The organism is Dactylosporangium aurantiacum, from assembly GCF_000716715.1.
GTDB classification, from domain to species: Bacteria; Actinomycetota; Actinomycetes; order Mycobacteriales; family Micromonosporaceae; genus Dactylosporangium; species Dactylosporangium aurantiacum.
The window spans coordinates 66,538-82,909 of sequence record NZ_JNYJ01000054.1 but is presented as its reverse complement, the minus strand read 5'-3'; the positions used below and the strand labels follow the sequence as shown (position 1 = coordinate 82,909).

17 protein-coding genes, 1 tRNA gene and 1 other RNA gene are annotated in these 16,372 nt (G+C 70.7%); 11 read left to right on the top strand and 8 right to left on the bottom strand.

Annotated features, from left to right (window positions below; translation table 11 throughout):
- The first annotated feature begins 4 nt into the window (after positions 1–4).
- The 4 genes from OP18_RS42370 to OP18_RS42355 all read left to right on the top strand — a co-directional run bounded on the left by OP18_RS42370 (position 5) and on the right by OP18_RS42355 (position 2,247).
- Positions 5–640 carry a TetR/AcrR family transcriptional regulator gene (locus tag OP18_RS42370; protein WP_033364934.1) on the top strand — a complete coding sequence of 212 codons (636 nt, stop codon included), beginning with the start codon at positions 5–7 and terminating at the stop codon, positions 638–640.
- A 1-nt stretch (position 641) separates the two neighbouring features.
- Positions 642–1,079, top strand: a complete 438-nt coding sequence (locus OP18_RS42365) for an acyl-CoA thioesterase (RefSeq protein ID WP_033364933.1) — start codon at positions 642–644, stop codon at positions 1,077–1,079.
- A gap of 300 nt (positions 1,080–1,379) precedes the next feature.
- On the top strand, positions 1,380–1,859 hold the full coding sequence (locus OP18_RS42360) for a DUF6232 family protein (protein ID WP_156090168.1): 480 nt from the start codon (positions 1,380–1,382) through the stop codon (positions 1,857–1,859).
- Between the two features lie 187 nt (positions 1,860–2,046).
- Entirely contained in the window at positions 2,047–2,247 is a 201-nt protein-coding gene (locus tag OP18_RS42355; RefSeq protein WP_033364931.1) for a DUF397 domain-containing protein, read from the top strand.
- Between the two features lie 66 nt (positions 2,248–2,313).
- Here OP18_RS42355 and OP18_RS56130 read toward each other — a convergent pair whose 3' ends face one another.
- The 3 genes from OP18_RS56130 to OP18_RS42345 form a co-directional block, all read right to left on the bottom strand.
- Entirely contained in the window at positions 2,314–2,514 is a 201-nt protein-coding gene (locus tag OP18_RS56130; protein ID WP_260709937.1) for a DUF397 domain-containing protein, read from the bottom strand.
- Between the two features lie 53 nt (positions 2,515–2,567).
- Positions 2,568–3,482: a helix-turn-helix domain-containing protein gene (locus OP18_RS42350; RefSeq protein ID WP_162189904.1), complete on the bottom strand. Its 915-nt coding sequence runs from the start codon at positions 3,480–3,482 to the stop codon at positions 2,568–2,570.
- A 284-nt stretch (positions 3,483–3,766) separates the two neighbouring features.
- The gene (locus tag OP18_RS42345; RefSeq protein WP_033364930.1) at positions 3,767–4,039 is read right to left on the bottom strand and encodes a DUF6232 family protein; all 273 of its coding nucleotides are present in this window, start codon (positions 4,037–4,039) and stop codon (positions 3,767–3,769) included.
- A gap of 272 nt (positions 4,040–4,311) precedes the next feature.
- Between OP18_RS42345 and OP18_RS42340 the strand changes: the two genes are divergently transcribed.
- Positions 4,312–4,818 (top strand): hypothetical protein, encoded by a 507-nt coding sequence (locus OP18_RS42340; protein WP_033364929.1) that lies wholly within the window; start codon positions 4,312–4,314, stop codon positions 4,816–4,818.
- A 56-nt stretch (positions 4,819–4,874) separates the two neighbouring features.
- Here the strand turns inward: OP18_RS42340 and OP18_RS42335 are convergent.
- Positions 4,875–4,962: transfer RNA gene (locus tag OP18_RS42335), tRNA-Ser, on the bottom strand.
- A gap of 55 nt (positions 4,963–5,017) precedes the next feature.
- Between OP18_RS42335 and ffs the strand changes: the two genes are divergently transcribed.
- The 4 genes from ffs (at position 5,018) to recR (ending at position 9,418) form a co-directional block, all read left to right on the top strand.
- Positions 5,018–5,111, top strand: an RNA gene (gene ffs, locus OP18_RS54580) — signal recognition particle sRNA small type.
- 116 nt (positions 5,112–5,227) lie between these two features.
- The gene (locus OP18_RS42330) at positions 5,228–8,293 is read left to right on the top strand and encodes a DNA polymerase III subunit gamma and tau (RefSeq protein WP_033364928.1); all 3,066 of its coding nucleotides are present in this window, start codon (positions 5,228–5,230) and stop codon (positions 8,291–8,293) included.
- Between the two features lie 201 nt (positions 8,294–8,494).
- A complete protein-coding gene (locus OP18_RS42325; RefSeq protein ID WP_245635724.1) occupies positions 8,495–8,815 on the top strand; it encodes a YbaB/EbfC family nucleoid-associated protein in 321 nt (106 codons plus the stop codon).
- Positions 8,816–8,824: 9 nt separating this feature from the next.
- Positions 8,825–9,418 (top strand): recombination mediator RecR, encoded by a 594-nt coding sequence (recR, locus tag OP18_RS42320; RefSeq protein ID WP_033364926.1) that lies wholly within the window; start codon positions 8,825–8,827, stop codon positions 9,416–9,418.
- Here the strand turns inward: recR and OP18_RS62750 are convergent.
- The 4 genes from OP18_RS62750 to OP18_RS42300 form a co-directional block, all read right to left on the bottom strand.
- Positions 9,415–9,975, bottom strand: a complete 561-nt coding sequence (locus tag OP18_RS62750) for a hypothetical protein (protein WP_389253536.1) — start codon at positions 9,973–9,975, stop codon at positions 9,415–9,417. The two genes, recR and OP18_RS62750, sit on opposite strands and share 4 nt — an antisense overlap.
- A gap of 45 nt (positions 9,976–10,020) precedes the next feature.
- Entirely contained in the window at positions 10,021–10,674 is a 654-nt protein-coding gene (locus OP18_RS42310; protein ID WP_389253590.1) for an HNH endonuclease family protein, read from the bottom strand.
- Between the two features lie 271 nt (positions 10,675–10,945).
- Entirely contained in the window at positions 10,946–12,652 is a 1,707-nt protein-coding gene (gene leuA, locus OP18_RS42305) for a 2-isopropylmalate synthase (protein ID WP_033364924.1), read from the bottom strand.
- 158 nt (positions 12,653–12,810) lie between these two features.
- Entirely contained in the window at positions 12,811–13,614 is an 804-nt protein-coding gene (locus OP18_RS42300) for a hypothetical protein (RefSeq protein WP_156090167.1), read from the bottom strand.
- 120 nt (positions 13,615–13,734) lie between these two features.
- On the opposite strand from OP18_RS42300, the gene OP18_RS42295 reads away from it, so the two are divergent.
- Both OP18_RS42295 and OP18_RS42290 read left to right on the top strand, forming a co-directional pair.
- Complete coding sequence (locus OP18_RS42295; protein ID WP_033364923.1) at positions 13,735–15,000, top strand: aspartate kinase; 1,266 nt, start codon at positions 13,735–13,737, stop codon at positions 14,998–15,000.
- Positions 15,001–15,011: 11 nt separating this feature from the next.
- On the top strand, positions 15,012–16,073 hold the full coding sequence (locus OP18_RS42290; protein ID WP_033364922.1) for an aspartate-semialdehyde dehydrogenase: 1,062 nt from the start codon (positions 15,012–15,014) through the stop codon (positions 16,071–16,073).
- Positions 16,074–16,372 lie beyond the last annotated feature (299 nt).

Genomic DNA, 16,372 nt, shown 5'->3' with positions numbered 1-16,372 from the left:
CGCCATGTCGACCGTCGACGGCCGCCTCCTGCGCGGCGAACGCGCCCGCACCGCGACCCTCGACGCGGCGGTGGCCCTGGCGACCGAGTCGGGCCTGGACGGGCTGTCGTTCAGCCAGCTCGCGGAGCGGGCCGGAGTCAGCAAGTCCGGCCTGTTCGCGCACTGGTCCACCAAGGAGGAGCTGCAGCTGGCCGCCGTCGCGCATGCCGGGCACCGCTTCACCCAGGTGGTCGTGCGGCCGGCGCTGCGGGCCCCCCGCGGCATCCGGCGCCTGTGGGCGCTGCAGGAGAGCCGCCTGGCGGACCTGGCCGGCGGCGCGCTGCCCGGCGGCTGCTTCTTCGCCAACGCGCAGTTCGAGTTCACCGTGCGCCCCGGCAGCGTCCGTGACGCCCTGAGCGCGGCCCTCGCCGACTGGCACGCGCTGCTGGAGCGGCTGATCACCGAGGCCGTCGAGCTCGGCGAGCTGCGCCACGACGTGTCCCCCGCACAGCTCGCGTTCGAGCTCAACGCGCTGGGCACCGCCGCGGTGTACGAGTCGCGGCTGCTGCAGGCGGATGCGATCTACACATACGCGCGGGTGGCCGCCCTCCAGCGGCTCCGCGGCCTGACCCCGGCACCCGACCTGCTCCCGGAGGCGTGAGATGACCACCGCAGTCCTGCCCGGCCACCTGGCACCGTTCGTCGTGCACTTCGACGACCTCGACGCCATGGGCATCGTGCACAACGCCCGCTACGCGGTCTTCCTGGAACGCGCCCTGTCCCAGTGGTGGAGCGACCGCGGCCACTCCTACGCCGGCGGCCGCCCGACCACCTCGGACGTGATGCACGCGGTCGCCGAGTACTCGATCTCGTACCGGACCCCGGTCCGCGGCACCGGCGAGATCGGCGTCCACTTCTGGCTGGAGTCCCTCGGTGAGACGAGCGCCGTGTACCGCTTCCGCATCCTGTCCGCGGACGGCGCGACCGTGCACGCCGAGGGCCGCCGGGTCAACGTGAAGCTCGACCCGGGCACGCTGCGCCCGGCCCCGTGGAGCGACGACGCCCGCAAGCACGCCGGCACGCTGCTCGCCCGGCCCTGACCTCTACCGGGTCGGGCGCGGTCCGTGACCTGTTGCCTCCGTTGCGTGTGGTGCGGCGACTCGTGGTACGTCAATCTGCGATATGGCAGGTTGAAGTCTAGCGATCTGTGAGACACCTCATCCATACTGATGTGGCGGATGGACGGCCAGGGTCTCAACCGCTCACGTGTCCGGTGGGGGCCGGACACGGATCGACAGCCGACTCTGACTGTGTGGTGGTTCGCTCGCGGATGGGGACCCGCTGAGCCACCTCGCAGCACGGACGACCGCGATGCATTGCCCGAGACGGGAGGGGGAGCAATGTCAGCGACGGTGTATTACCGAAGTACCGACCTGATGATCACGGAGGAGATCCTCGCCCTGTGGTCACCGGAGCCCCGGGTTTTCGTGCTGGACGAGGTGCAGGGGGTGCACGTCGTCCGCGGTTCGATCCACCCGGCGCGGATCGTTCTCATGGTGATCGGAGTGCTGGCCGTATTCGGCGTGCTTGTCGCGTGGCCGGTGATCGACTCGGCGGGCGAGTACCTTTTCGCCTTCGCGGCGATCGTCGCGCCGCCGATGGTCGGTTCGACGTCACGGGCGCTCACGCCCCGGACCCTGCACCTGGTGGGCCACCACCAGGGTGTGCGGGTCACCCTCTTCACGTCGTCGGACATGCTCACGTTCGGCCAGGTCAAGCGGGCGCTCATGCGGGCGTTCGAGGCTCGTTCCCGCAGTCAGGACCGGCGTGATCTGGCCGGTTACGACGAGGCGTACCACCTGCTCAACCGGGTCCTCTAGTGACCTGAAGGATCGTGCCGCCTGCGATGTGCAAAACGCAGGCGGCACGTTCGCTGCCTTTTCGACCCGGTTCGCACATGAATGCGGCATTCACACATGCCAAAGTCATATGAATCGATAAAATTCCGCTGGCACGATCCGTCACCGTCCGTATCCTGGATGCCAGGTCCAAGGTGAGGAGGACCCTGTGGCCGACGGTCGGGACGAGTTGATCTGGCGGAAGAGCCGGTCCTGCGCAAACGCGGCGTGCATCGAGGTGGCTCGCGATGACGCCCGTTTCCTGGTCCGGGACTCGAAGGATCCGGACGGGGCGAGACTGGCGTTCACGCCCCAGGACTGGTCGCTGTTCATCGGCGCGGTGTGCGCATTGGACAGGAGTCGGGAATAGCATCCGGCGCGGTGGCTGAGCGTGGTGCCAACGGCGTGGCGACGCTCAGCCATCGCGTTGTTCGGGCTAGCGGCTTTCCAGAGTGTCTTCCTTGATGCCCGTCACGAAGGTGTTCCAGTCTGCACGGGTGAAGGCCAGAACCGACTCAAGCGGGCTCTTTGAGTCGCGCACGAACATTGAATTGGGTCGCTCCGCGACCTCCACGCATGCTGCACTGGCGCACTTGGTGCTCTTCCGCCAGTGCAGCGGTGCTCCGAACTGTGGCACTATGTTTCGTTCCTTCCAGAATGCAAGAAACGCGGCGTCGGATAACGGCGCGCTCACCCCTGCGGGGCGTTTCCGTTGCCGAGATGCGCAGTCATGTGCGTCTCGATCATCTTTCTTGATGCGACCTCGTCGAAAGAGCCGTGCCACATCTTGTCCCACTGCGAGAGGTGTCGCAGAAGACCGGCCTCATCATCGATGATCTCGTCCTTCGTGGAATTCTCGCGGTAGAGCACGGCGTGCTCGAGGTCTTCGGCGCCCAGGTAGAAGATTTCCCAGTTTCCAATACCCGGGCTGGGGTGGGTAAACGGCATGACCCGTGCGGTCACCCATCCCTCTTCGATCGCGCTCAAAAGGTCGGACAGCTGCCGCCCGAGCATCTCGGGCTGGCCCATGGTCCGTAACAGCACCGACTGGTCCAGGAGCACCTGGGCGTTCGGCTTCACCTTGCGTGCGGCCAGGCCCTGCCGGCGCAGCGCGCGGGTCTCGATCCGCGCCGCGATCTCGGCCTCGGTCAGCTCGTCGTTGAAGAAGGCGACCATGCTGCGGGCGAAGTCCGGGGTCTGCAGGAACCCGGGGAAGTAGACGGCGCAGAAGATGCGCATCGAGGTCGCCTCGACCTCGTAGCTGAACCACTGCTTCATGGCCGGGGTGAGCAGGCCGGCGAATTTCGGCTGGTCCCACCACTGGCGACGCTGCTTCGAGGCCTTCGCGGCCTGGACCAGGTCGTCGACGCGGGACTTCTCGCGGACCCCAAGATAAGCGAGCAATGGGCGCAGGTCATTCTGCGAAATGGTGACCTCGCCACTTTCGATGCGCATGACCTTCGAAAGTGACCATTCCATGGCCTCGGCGACCTGGGTCTGCGTGAGGCCTTTGGCGGTGCGGGCGTCCTTGATGGCCAGGCGGACGGTGCGGCGGGCCACGGCCGGAGTGTTCTCACTCGCTGCCATGACGTCCAGCGCCTCCATGGGAGATGTCCCCACCTGCGACATTGCAGGTGGCGAGCCACGAACCGAGCCTACGCTCCCGCCACGGGGCAGGAGCGCTCAATGCCCAAAGCCAAACCAGGCAGGTCGAGCCGTGCTTCAACCTCATGGGAGAACACACGTGGATCGGCGCGGGTAGGCGCCCACGGGATGCTAACGAGTCGCTACCCGGCCAGGTGTGATATTGCAAGTTGCATTTTTGCATCATTCTAATGAACCCAAGATGACCGCGCGCGAGTTGCATCTCGCGCGCGGTCTTTCGGGCCCTAACTACGTGCTGGTTTGCACTGCTCAAGGGCTCTGATCAAGGCGCGCCGGACCTGACCGAAGGTGCGGGCGTCCGTGGTGCAGAAGAGCTGGACGTCGCTGTCGCCGTAGCGCGCTCTGATCTCCAGCAGGGGACGGATCGTGGCAGATCCGTGCCGGACGATGTAAGCGCCGCGGAGTTCGGTCATCCGGAAGCGGGCGGGATGTGGCCGGAGGACGGCCACATGGTCGCTGGTCACCATGATGTCCGGACTCCGATAGAAGGTGCGCATCTCCTTTCCCCTCTCGGTCTTGCGGAGGGCTGCTTGATGCGCAAGGATTGCTGTGGGTATCACCGCTGACCCTCCGCGTAGTCGTAGAGGTGGAAGCGATCACAAACAGCACCCGGTGGCCGCCGGGTGCTGTTGTGTTTCAACGCCTCCAGAGCCGGTTGGCCATGCGCACATCGTCGCATGTGTTGTCACTATGCGCTAGGTAACAACTAGCTATATGGCAGATTGTGCGCGACGGGAACCCGGTCGGCCGCCGCGGGAGTCCCAGTGGCATGAAGGTCGCACTGGTCGCCGTCCTGCTGCTCGCGCTCGCCGGCTGCGCCGCCAAGCCGGACATGAGGGCACGAACCGTTCGCTATCAGGCGGACTATCCGCAGTACCAAACCCTGGAGACGCTGTTCGCGGCGGCCGATCTCGTCGCGGAGGTGCGGCTCGGGGCCGGGTCCGAGGTCCGCGGGCCGACGCAGACCGTGCCCAACGTGCACACCGTGTTCGCCGCGACCGCCGGGCGGACCTACAAGGGCACCGCGCCGGCGCGCCTGGAGATCAAGCAGGGCGGCGGCCGCTACAAGGGCACCGACCACATCCAAGCCGGCAGTGTCAGCCTGCGACCCGAGGGTCACTATCTGGTGTTCCTCGAGGTGTACGACGACGCGCCCGCCTCACTGCTCAACCCGACCCAGGGGCAGTACCGGCTCGACGAGGCGGGCACGGTGACCCCCGTCGACGCCGCCGGGCTGCGCTTCACCCTCGCCGACCTGGGCCGGCTGACCCCCTAGAGACCGAAACGCCGGGCGGCCCTGGGCGGGCTTCCCGGCGTTTTGCCTGGTCAGGCTGGCGGAGGATACGAGATTCGAACTCGTGAGGGTTTTATCCCAACACGCTTTCCAAGCGTGCGCCCTAGGCCTCTAGGCGAATCCTCCGTGCGCCAGGATACCCATGCCTCGGGGGTCCCGCGCCACGGGGTATTGTGTTCCTCAAGCCACTCGTGCGGCGTCATCTTACGAACCTCCCCAGGGCCGGAAGGCAGCAAGGATAAGTGAGCTCTGACGGGTGCACGAGTGGCGCTTCCATGTCCGGGCCGCGTCCGGGTCGTGGTCGGGTCGCCGGGCGCGTTTTGTCGGTGCCTGGAGGTACCGTGGTCCCGGCCCGCCACACCGAGCCGATGACGCGAACGGAGGACCGCTGGTGGCGCTCGCGCTGTACCGCAAGTACCGGCCTCGCACGTTCGCCGAGGTGATCGGTCAGGAGCACGTCACCGAGCCACTGTCGCAGGCGTTGCGCTCGGGCCGGCTCAACCACGCCTACCTGTTCTCCGGACCCCGCGGCTGCGGCAAGACCAGCAGCGCCCGCATCCTCGCCCGCTCGCTCAACTGCGAGAAGGGGCCGACGCCCGACCCGTGCGGCGAGTGCGACTCGTGCCGCGCGCTGGCGCCCGACGGCTCCGGCTCGATCGACGTGATCGAGATCGACGCCGCCAGCCACGGTGGTGTCGACGACGCGCGCGACCTGCGGGAGCGGGCGTTCTTCGCGCCGGTCTCGAGCCGGTTCAAGGTCTATGTCATCGACGAGGCGCACATGGTCTCGTCGGCGGGCTTCAACGCGCTGCTCAAGCTCGTCGAGGAGCCGCCGGAGTATGTCAAGTTCGTCTTCGCGACCACCGAGCCCGAGAAGGTGCTCGGCACGATCAAGTCCCGCACCCACCACTACCCGTTCCGGCTGATCCCGCCGGGGGTGCTGCGGCCCTACCTGGAGCAGCTGACCGCGGCCGAGGGCGTCGTCGTCGAGCCGGCCGTGTTCCCGCTCGTGGTCCGCGCCGGCGCGGGCAGCGCCCGTGACACGCTCTCCGTCCTCGACCAGCTGATCTCCGGCGCCGGCCCCGACGGCGTCACCTACCGTCGGGCCGTGGCGCTGCTCGGCGTCACCGACGTGGCGCTCATCGACGAGATGTGCGACTCCCTCGCCGCCGACGACGGCCGGGGCGCCTACGGCGTCATCGACCGGGTCGTCGAGGCCGGGCACGACCCGCGGCGGTTCGCCTCCGACCTGCTGGAGCGGCTGCGCGACCTCATCGTCCTGCAGCAGGTCCCCGACGCGGTCGACAAGGGCCTGCTGGACGCGCCGCACGACCAGCTCGAGCGGATGGGCGCCCAGGCGAGCCAGCTCGGGCAGGCGACGCTGTCGCGGTTCGCCGACATCGTCCACAACGGGCTGACCGAGATGCGCGGCACCACGGCGCCGCGGCTGCTCCTCGAGCTCATCACCGCCCGCATGCTGCTGCCGGGTGCCGACGACTCCAGCAGCGCGCTGCTGCAGCGCCTGGAGCGCATGGAGCGGCGGATACTGGCGGGCGGAGGGGTTCCCGCTCCGGCGGCCGGCCCCGGCACCTCGTCGGCGGGCGGCGCCTCGTATGCGAACGGCGTTTCGTCCGCGGGTGGCGGGTCGGTCGGTGCGTCGGTGGGGGGCGCTTCGCATGCCGCCGAGCCGAGGGTCGCGCCTTCCGGATCGCAGGCGTCTTCGGCGGTCGAGGCGGCTCCGTCCGCCGTCGCACCTTCGCAGGGTGCACCGGCTCAGCCTGTCGCGTCTCCGGCCGCGCCGGCGCCGGCTGCTCATGTCCAGGGCGCTCCGGCTCAGGGCACTCCAGCTCAGGTCGATGCCGTCCATGCCGCGCCCGTTCACACCGCGCCCGTCCACGCCGCGCCAGTGCAGGCGGCGCCGGTCCAGCAGGCTCCGGCGGTGCAGGACGCGCAGGGTGGTCAGGGGGTCGGCGGGCTCGACGCCGGTGCGGTCCGGCGGGTGTGGGCCGACGTGTTGTCGCTGGTGAGCGGGAAGTCGAAGAAGGCCGCGGCGATCGTCCGTGAGGCGACCGTGCAGGACGTCGAGGGCACCACGCTGGTGCTCGGGTTCAAGCACACGGCGCACGCCAACATGCTCAACGCCTCGCCGGACGTGCTGATCGCCGCGCTGAGCGAGCTGCTCGGCGGGCGCTGGCAGGTCAGGTGCGAGGTCGGCGGGCAGCCGGGCGGCGGGGGCGGCGGCACTCGTCCGAGCCCGCCCCGGCCGACGCCGCAGTCAGGGCCGGGCGGTCCGCCGGTGCCGGCCGACGGCGGCCCCCGCGGTGGTGCCTCCGTGCCGCAGCAGGCCGCCGAGGCGTGGCCGGTGCCGGCGCGCCCCGCGGGTGACCCCGTGCCGGTCGACGCGCGGGTGGGCGGCATGAGCATGGCCTCCGCGAGATCCGGTGCCGCAGGCGCGCCCTCAGGCGGATCGGTGGGGGCGGACGGCTGGCCGGCGCCGGCACCCGTCCCAGGCGCCGCTGCCGGGTCTGGACCCGTCCCCGGCGCCGCTGCCGGGTCTGGCGCGGGAAGGCCGGCCGAGGCGTGGCCGACACCTGCCGTGCCGGGTGGTGCGGCGGCCGACGGCTGGCCCGCGCCGGCGGTGCCCGGTGGGGTGGTGCGCACGCCGTCCGGTGGGGCCCTCGCGGACCCGCGCGGGCGTGCAGCTCAGGGCGGCGACCAGAGCCACGTGGCCGGGGGACAAGGCAGCGACTGGCCCGTTCCAGCCACACCGGGCGGCGCGGCGCCGAGCGCCCTGGCCTCAGGCGTCGCTGCTTCGGGCGGGTCCGCCGCCGGGTTGAATGCCGGTCGGCCGGCGCAGGTCGTGACCGGGCAGCCGGGCGGTGCGCAGGCCGGCGGCCCTGGGTTCGGCGCGGGTGGCACGCAGGGCGGTGGCCCGGGCGGCGGGCCGGGGTTCGGCCCCGGCGGCACGCAGGGCGGTGGGCCCGGCGGCACGCAGGGCGGTGGGCCCGGGTTCGGCCCGGGCGGCGCGCAGGGTGGTCAGTGGCCAGGCGGTGGCGGTCCGGCCGGTGGGGTTCCCGCCGGTGGAGGGCCGGCGTATGGCGGCGGCCAGTCCAACGGCGCCCGCACCGCCGGTGGGGCCAGGCCGCAGAACGGTGCCCGTCCCCGCACCGCGATCGAGCAGGCCCGGGAGGCGGCGAGCCGGGCGGCGAACGCGCCGCGGCGGGCGGCTGCGGCGGCCGCGCCGGTGGAGTCGGTGTGGGACGGGGCGGCCGCGGACGAGCCGCCGTTCGACCCGGACTACGACCGGCCCGTCGCCGATCCGCGGTTTCCGGGGTTGGACCCGGGGGATGAGCTGCTCGACGATGCCAGTTCCGTGCGGGAGTCGAGCGAAGAGGCGGCGCTGCGGTTGCTCAGCGAGGCGCTGGGCGCGGAGAAGATCGGCGAGACCACGAGCTGAGATCGACGACCGGGTGAGGGGCGCGCCGCGCAGGACCCGGTCACCGCACCGCGGCGGGCAACATGCGGGACGGGCCGCCGGCGCACCGTCCAGGATCGACCGCGGCTGAGGTATACCAGCTAGACGAGCCAGGGTAAGACCAGCTGAGCAATGCCCGAATATCGAAGAGGAGCAGACGTGCGCCCCGGTGGACAGCCCAACCTGCAGCAGATGATGAAGCAGGCGCAGAAGATGCAGCAGCAGATGGTCGCGGCGCAGGCCGAGCTGGCCGAGGCCGAGCTGACCGGCACCGCCGGCGGTGGCCTGGTCACGGCCGTCGTGCGCGGCTCCGGCGAGGTCGTCAGCATCAAGATCGACCCGAAGGCGGTCGACCCGGACGACGTGGAGACGCTGGAGGACCTCGTGGTCGCCGCGCTGCACAACGCCGCGCAGGCGGCGAAGGACCTGACGGAGGAGAAGATGGGTCCGCTGACGGCGGGGCTCGGCGGCTTGGGTGGCGGCCTCGGGCTGCCCGGATTCTAACCGCCGCACATGTACGAAGGTGCCATCCAGGACCTGATCGACGAGCTGGGCAGGCTGCCTGGGGTCGGTCCGAAGAGCGCGCAGCGGATCGCGTTCCACGTGCTGTCGTCCGACCCGTCGGACGTGAAGCGGCTCGCCCAGGCGTTGACCAGGGTGAAGGAGCTGGTGCGGTTCTGCACGCGCTGCTTCAACGTGGCGGAGTCGGACCTGTGCCGGATCTGCCGCGACCCGCGCCGCAGCGACGAGGTGTTCTGCGTCGTGGAGGAGCCGAAGGACGTCGTCGCGATCGAGCGGACGGGTGAGTTCCGGGGCAGGTACCACGTGCTCGGCGGGGCGATCAACCCGCTCGAGGGCGTGGGGCCGGACAACCTGAAGGTCCGCGAGCTGATGATGCGGCTCGCGGACGGCACCTGCAAGGAGCTGATCCTCGCGACCGACCCCAACACCGAGGGCGAGGCCACCGCGACGTACCTGGCGCTGCTGGTCAAGCCGATGGGGCTCAACGTGACCCGGCTCGCCAGCGGGCTCCCCGTCGGCGGCGACCTCGAGTACGCGGACGAGATCACGCTCGGCCGCGCCTTCGAGGGGCGCCGGGCGGTCTAGCCCTCGGGGCGGTTCAGGATGCCGACGGCCACCGCGTGCACCGCGGCGAGGTCGGCGGGGTTCGCGAGGTGGGTGCGGGTGCCGGTCACCACGTACCACTCCTCGGCGTCCTTGTACTGGACCCGTACGAGCGCGGCACCGGTGGCGTCGACCTCGGAACGCAGGGTGAGCTCGCCGGTGACGACGCCGACCTCGTCGGTCATCACGCCGCCGGGCCCCGCCATGATGTCGGTCGTCAGCGGCGCGGGTCCGGCCGGCGCGGCGCCTGCCCCGCCCGCGGGCGGATCCGGCGCGGCCGCACCGGATCCGCCCGCGGCAGGAGCGCCCGCAGCGGAAGCACCCGCGGCAGGGGGCCCGGCGGCAGGAGCGGACGCCCCGGCCGCCGCAGGAGCCGCAGCAGGCGGCGCCGCCGCGGCGGCAGGAGCCCCCGAGGCAGGAGCCCCCGAGGCAGGAGCCCCCGAGGCAGGAGCACCCGCGGCGGGAGCCGGGGTCGACGGGGCGGCCGGTGCCTGCGTAGTACCCGGTGCGGCTCCCGGCACCGGTGCTGCGTCTGCCATCTCGGCCGCCCTTCAGTCGCGCCTGAACACAGAGTGTGGAACTACCTACTTACAGGTTGCCAGCATGTCCGTCAGCGCCGACTTCTCGGCCGCGGTGACGGTCAGCTTGTAGAAGCTCTTCACCGTTACCCAGTTTTGCGCATACGTGCACCAGTACGCCTTGTTCGGCGGCTTCCACGTCGACGGGTCCTGGTCACCCTTGGACCGGTTCGACTGGAGGCTGACCGCGAAGAGCTGCGGCCGGGTCAGGTCGTTGGCGAACTGCTTGCGCTGCTCATCGGTCCACTTGCTGGCACCGGACCGCCACCCGGCGGCGAGCGGGACCATGTGGTCGATGTCGAGGGCCTTCGGGTCGGTGAGGGTCTTGTCGTCGTACGGGCTGTACCAGCTCCCCGCCGTGATCTTGCACTCGGCGTCGGCCTGGACGCCCTTGCCGTCGCGCTTGAGCACGACGTCGCGGGTGTCGCAGCCGTCGCCCTGGCTGATCCAGTGGGTGAACTTCTCGCGGCTGTAGCCGGCCATCGACCCGGCCGCCGCGACGGTGAGCTGCTCGAGGGCGGCCGACGCCGCGGCGGGGTTGCCCGCCGCGGGCGGCTTGGTCGCGCCGGTGGTCGCACCGCCGGTGCCCGCCGTGGACGAGCTGGGCGCGGCCGCGCCCGGTGTAGAGGAGACCTCACAACTGCTGGCGCCGGTGAGCACCGTGGCGAGTGCGAGAGCGATGAGGACGGCTTTGCCGTTGGAGGGGCGCACGCCACCACTGTGCGGCATCAGCGCACGCCGCGCCCGCAGCGCCACGGTGCGATTCCCGACACCAGCGGGGCAGGAGTGACCGGATCACCGGGACGGCGGTCCCTGTCGCCCGGGACGCCGGGACCGGCAGGATCGACCACATGCGAATGACGATCAAGACCTGGGCAGGGCCTACATAGCGAAAGGCCGGCCCGCGGACGGACCGGCCCCTCGACGACGATCAACTCCGGTTGGCGGCGCTCAGCACGGCACGCAACGATGCGGTCACGATATTGGCGTCGATGCCGACACCCCAGTACGTCTGGCCGTCGACGGAGCACTCGACGTACGCCGCGGCCTGCGCGCTCTCACCCGCGGTGAGCGCGTGCTCGGCGTAGTCCAGCACCCGCACGTCGACCCCGAAGTCGCCCAGCGCGTGGACGAACGCGTCGATCGGGCCGTTACCGGTCGCGGAGACCGACCGGACCACCCCGTCGACGGCGACCTCGGCGGTCAGCGTGACCTTGCCGTCGACCGTGGCGGCCTCGTACCCCTGCAGCGTGAACTTGCGGTCCGAGAAGTACTCGGTGGCGAAGAAGTCCCACATCGCCTGCGGGCTGACCTCGCCGCCCTCGTCGTCGGTGTGCCGCTGCACCACGCCGGAGAACTCGATCTGCAGGCGGCGGGGCAGGTCCAGGTGGTGCTCGGACTTCATCACGTACGCGACGCCGCCCTTGCCGGACTGCGAGTTGACCCGGATGACCGCCTCGTAGGAGCGGCCCACGTCCTTCGGGTCGATCGGCAGGTAGGGCACGCCCCACTCGTAGCGGTCCACGTCGACCCCGGCGGCCGCGGCGTCGCGCCGCAACGCGTCGAAGCCCTTCTTGATCGCGTCCTGGTGCGAGCCGGAGAACGCGGTGTAGACCAGGTCGCCCGCGTACGGGTGGCGCTCGTGCACCGGCAGCTGGTTGCAGTACTCGACGGTGCGCTTGACCTCGTCGATGTCGGAGAAGTCGATCTGCGGGTCGACGCCCTGGGAGAACAGGTTCAGCCCCAGCGTGACCAGGTCGACGTTGCCGGTGCGCTCACCGTTGCCGAACAGGCAGCCCTCGACCCGGTCGGCGCCGGCCATCATGCCCAGCTCGGCGGCGGCGACGGCGGTGCCGCGGTCGTTGTGCGGGTGCAGCGACAGCACGACCGACTCGCGCCGCGGCAGGTTGCGCGACATCCACTCGATCGAGTCGGCGTAGACGTTGGGGGTCGCCATCTCCACCGTGGCCGGCAGGTTGATGATCAGCGGCCGGTCCGGGGTCGGCTGCAGCACGTCGATCACGGCGCTGCAGATCTCCAGCGCGTAGTCCAGCTCGGTGCCCGTGTACGACTCCGGCGAGTACTGGTAGTAGATCTCCGTGTCGGGGGTGATCGCCTCGGCGTACTTCTGGCACAGCCGCGCCGCGCTGGTCGCGATGTCGGTGATCCCCGGCTTGTCCAGGCCGAACACGACCCGCCGCTGCAGCGTGGAGGTCGAGTTGTAGAAGTGCACGATGGCCCGCTTGGCGCCGCGCAGCGACTCGAACGTGCGCTCGATCAGCGAGTCGCGGCACTGGGTCAGCACCTGGATGGTGACGTCTTCCGGGATCAGGTCCTGCTCGATCAGCGTCCGTACGAAGTCGAAGTCCGTCTGCGACGCGGCCGGGAAGCCGACCTCGATCTCCTTGTAGCCCATGCGCACCAGCAGCCCGAACATGCGGCGCTTGCGCTCCACGGACATCGGGTCGATCAGGGCCTGGTTGCCGTCGCGCAGGTCGACCGCGCACCAGCGGGGCGCCGCGGTGATCTCGCGGGAGGGCCATTGGCGGTCGGTCAGCGGGATCTGGAACTGTTCACTGAACGGCCGGTAGCGCTCGACGGGCATCCGGCTGGCGGTCTGATTGGCGATCTCGGACATGGCTCAATGCTCCTGGAAAGGTGGTCGGGACCAAGAAGGGTCGACCGGCAGGAGCGCAGACGCGACTCAACCCCGCGACGAGGTGCCGGCCTGTCGGGCCTCGTCGCGGCGACGAAGAAGGAGAACCGTCTGCCACATGTCGAGCGCCAGCGTACCACTCACCGGGAGCGCGAGATCGACGGTGCGGCCGACGGTGACGAAGACGACGGCTTCGGCGGCGGGGGCGCGGACGTCCCCAGCGGCGCGCCGGCGACCACCGGCCCGGGCAGCGAGATCGTCTCGGGTGCCGGCGCGGGCTCCCCGGTGAGGGTGAGCAGACCCAACGGGATCCTGGCCGCGACGAGGATGCCGCGGTCGTTGTAGCAGAACACCCCGGCGTCGATCGGCGGCTGGACCGCGGTGACGCCCGGCTCGACCGCGAAGCACGGCGCCGACGTGCCGGCGAGCGGGTCGGCGGGCGCCACGGCCAGCGGCACCTGGCGGTCCAGCAGGACGTCGAGCCAGGCGGTGAAGACGTACTGCAGCCGCGGGTCGATCGCGGCCGGCAGCTTCTTGTTGGCCGCGGCCACCCGCACGCAGCCGCTCGCGGGGTTGATCTGGCACTGGTAGATGCCCTCGGAGCGGTTGGCGATCGCCACGTCGGCGGTGCCGCCGAGCGCACCACCCTGCACGTCCACCCGCCACGTGCGGTCGGTGGCCACGGTGACCAGCACCGAGCGGGGCGCCTTGCCCTGCACGACCAGGGTGTACGCGGCGACGTACCGCTGGTCCTTGGCCACCGCGACCCGGGCGGCGAGCATGCCGCGGGGGTCGGGCTGGGCGGGCGCGCCGGTCGCCGGGACCGATGGCGGATCGACCGGTGCGCCCCCGCCGCAGGCGGTCAGCAGCAGCCCGGTGACCACGGCGAGCGCCGTGCCGGTGGTCACAGTGATCGCGGATACCCCGGCCCGACGTGAGCGCACGTGCGTATTCTCGCCCGTCGGACGGCCGGATCGTGGGAACGCCACTCCCGAGGGGTACCGGCCGCCGGTACGCTCGGCTGCGTCAACATCGCCCGTACGGGTGGAAAGGAGCTCGACGGCGTGGCGCTGATCGTGCAGAAGTATGGCGGGTCGTCCGTCGCCAACGCCGAGCGCATCAAGCGCGTCGCCGAGCGGATCGTCGACACGCGGAAGGCCGGCAACGAGGTCGTCGTGGTCGTCTCGGCCATGGGCGACACGACCGACGAGCTCCTCGACCTCGCGTCGCAGGTCAGCCCGGTCCCGGCGGGCCGTGAGCTGGACATGTTGCTCACCGCCGGCGAGCGGATCTCCATGGCCCTGCTCGCGATGGCGATCAACAACCTCGGGTACGAGGCACGGTCGTACACGGGCAGCCAGGCAGGCGTGATCACCACGTCGACGCATGGTCGCGCCCGCATCATCGACGTGACCCCGGGCCGCCTGCGCGGCGCGCTGGACGAGGGCGCGATCGCGATCGTCGCCGGCTTCCAGGGTGTGGCGCAGGACACCAAGGACATCACCACCCTCGGCCGGGGCGGTTCCGACACCACCGCGGTCGCGCTCGCCGCGGCCCTGCACGCCGACGTGTGCGAGATCTACACCGACGTCGACGGGATCTTCACCGCCGACCCCCGGGTGGCCAAGAACGCCCGGCACATCAAGCAGATCACGTACGAGGAGATGCTCGAGCTGGCCGCCTGCGGCGCGAAGGTGCTGCACCTGCGCAGCGTCGAGTACGCGCGGCGGTTCAACCTGCCGATCCACGTCCGATCGTCGTACTCAACCGCAAACGGCACCATGGTCACCGGATCGATGGAGGACCTTTCCGTGGAGCAAGCGCTCATCACCGGCGTCGCGCACGACCGCAGCGAGGCGAAGATCACCATCGTCGGCGTGCCCGACCAGCCCGGTGTCGCCGCGCGGATCTTCCAGACGGTCGCCGCCGCGGAGACCAACATCGACATGATCGTGCAGAACGTGTCGACCGAGGGCACCGGCCGCACGGACATCTCGTTCACGCTGCCGAAGACCGACGGCGCCACCGCGAAGGCGGCGCTCGAGCGGGTCAAAGCGACCGTCGACTTCCGCGACATCCTGTTCGACGACCACATCGGCAAGGTCTCCCTCATCGGCGCCGGCATGCGCTCCAACCCGGGCGTCGCGGCCAAGCTCTTCGCCGCCCTCGCCGAGGCCGGGGTCAACATCGAGATGATCTCCACCTCGGAGATCCGGGTGTCCGTCGTGTGCCGCGACACCGACCTCGACGTGGCCGTGCGTGCCATTCATGACGCCTTCGAGCTGGGCGGCACCGAGGAAGCCGTGGTGTATGCGGGGACCGGACGGTAGGTTCGCTCGTTATGGGCGCGTTACCTTCGCTGGCCGTCGTCGGTGCGACCGGCGCCGTCGGCACCGTCATGTGTGAGCTGCTCTCCTCCCGCAAGAACATGTGGGGGGAGATCCGCCTCGTCGCCTCCAAACGCTCCGCCGGCCGCACCCTGGTCGTGCGGGGCGAGGAGGTCGTCGTGCAGGAGCTCGCCGCCGACGTGTTCGACGGCATCGACGTGGCGATGTTCGACGTCCCGGACGAGGTCTCCGCCGAATGGGCCCCGATCGCGGTGTCGCACGGCGCGATCGCCGTCGACAACTCCGGCGCCTTCCGCATGGACCCCGACGTCCCGCTGGTCGTGCCCGAGATCAACCCCGAGCAGTCCCGCAACCGCCCCAAGGGCATCATCGCCAACGCCAACTGCACCACCCTGGCGATGATCGTCGCGCTGGCCCCGCTGCACCGCGAGTACGGCCTCAAGGAGCTGGTCCTGGCGTCGTACCAGGCCGTCTCCGGCGCTGGCAAGGAAGGCGTCGACACCCTGCTCGGCCAGCTCGAACGGGTCAGCGGCGACCGGAGCCTCGGCTCCCGCTCCGGCAACGTGCGCCAGGCCGTCGGCGACGACCTCGGCCCGTTCCCCGCGCCGCTCGCCCTCAACGTGGTCCCGTGGGCGGGCTCCCTGCGCGACGCCGGCTGGTCCTCCGAGGAGCTCAAGATGCGCAACGAGTCGCGCAAGATCCTCGGCCTGCCCGACCTCAAGGTCTCCGCCACCTGCGTCCGCGTCCCGGTCGTCACCGGCCACTCGGTCGCCGTCCACGCGGTCTTCGGCGTCGAGGTCGACGCCGAGGGCGCCCGCGAGGTGCTGCGCCACGCGCCCGGCGTGATCCTCGTCGACGACCCCGCCGCCGGCGAGTTCCCGATGCCGATCGACGCGGTCGGCACCGACCCGTCGTGGGTCGGCCGGATCCGCCGCTCGATCGACGACCCGCGCGCGCTGGACCTGTTCGTCACGGGCGACAACCTGCGCAAAGGCGCGGCACTGAACACGGCGCAGATCGCCGAGCTGCTGTCGAAGGAACTCCAGGGCTCCTGAGCCACACTGCTCCCACCGGGCGTTTCGACGTTTCGGCGGGTTGTGTCGCTTGTACGCCGGCTGACGATCGGCGGCCGGGTCGTCCGTTCGCCGGCTGACGGTCGGCGGTCCGGTCGCTTGTACGCCGCTGACGATCGGCGGCCGTGTCGTCCGTTCGCCGGGCCACGATCGGTGGCCTGTGCCGTTGTACGCCTGGTTGTGATCGGTGTTCGGGGCGCGGCAACGACGATCACGGCGAACCGACAGGGCGGGTTCAGGTCTCGACGTGCGAGGCGCCGGCCCGTGGCGTCCGGTGGGAA

Coding starts and splice junctions, on each gene's coding strand:
- OP18_RS42370 (WP_033364934.1), top strand. CDS start 5: ATGTCGACCGTCGACGGCCGCCTCCTGCGCGGCGAACGCGCCCGCACC.
- OP18_RS42365 (WP_033364933.1), top strand. CDS start 642: ATGACCACCGCAGTCCTGCCCGGCCACCTGGCACCGTTCGTCGTGCAC.
- OP18_RS42360 (WP_156090168.1), top strand. CDS start 1,380: ATGTCAGCGACGGTGTATTACCGAAGTACCGACCTGATGATCACGGAG.
- OP18_RS42350 (WP_162189904.1), bottom strand. CDS start 3,482: ATGGAGGCGCTGGACGTCATGGCAGCGAGTGAGAACACTCCGGCCGTG.
- OP18_RS42345 (WP_033364930.1), bottom strand. CDS start 4,039: ATGCGCACCTTCTATCGGAGTCCGGACATCATGGTGACCAGCGACCAT.
- OP18_RS42340 (WP_033364929.1), top strand. CDS start 4,312: ATGAAGGTCGCACTGGTCGCCGTCCTGCTGCTCGCGCTCGCCGGCTGC.
- recR (WP_033364926.1), top strand. CDS start 8,825: ATGTACGAAGGTGCCATCCAGGACCTGATCGACGAGCTGGGCAGGCTG.
- OP18_RS62750 (WP_389253536.1), bottom strand. CDS start 9,975: ATGGCAGACGCAGCACCGGTGCCGGGAGCCGCACCGGGTACTACGCAG.
- leuA (WP_033364924.1), bottom strand. CDS start 12,652: ATGTCCGAGATCGCCAATCAGACCGCCAGCCGGATGCCCGTCGAGCGC.
- OP18_RS42290 (WP_033364922.1), top strand. CDS start 15,012: ATGGGCGCGTTACCTTCGCTGGCCGTCGTCGGTGCGACCGGCGCCGTC.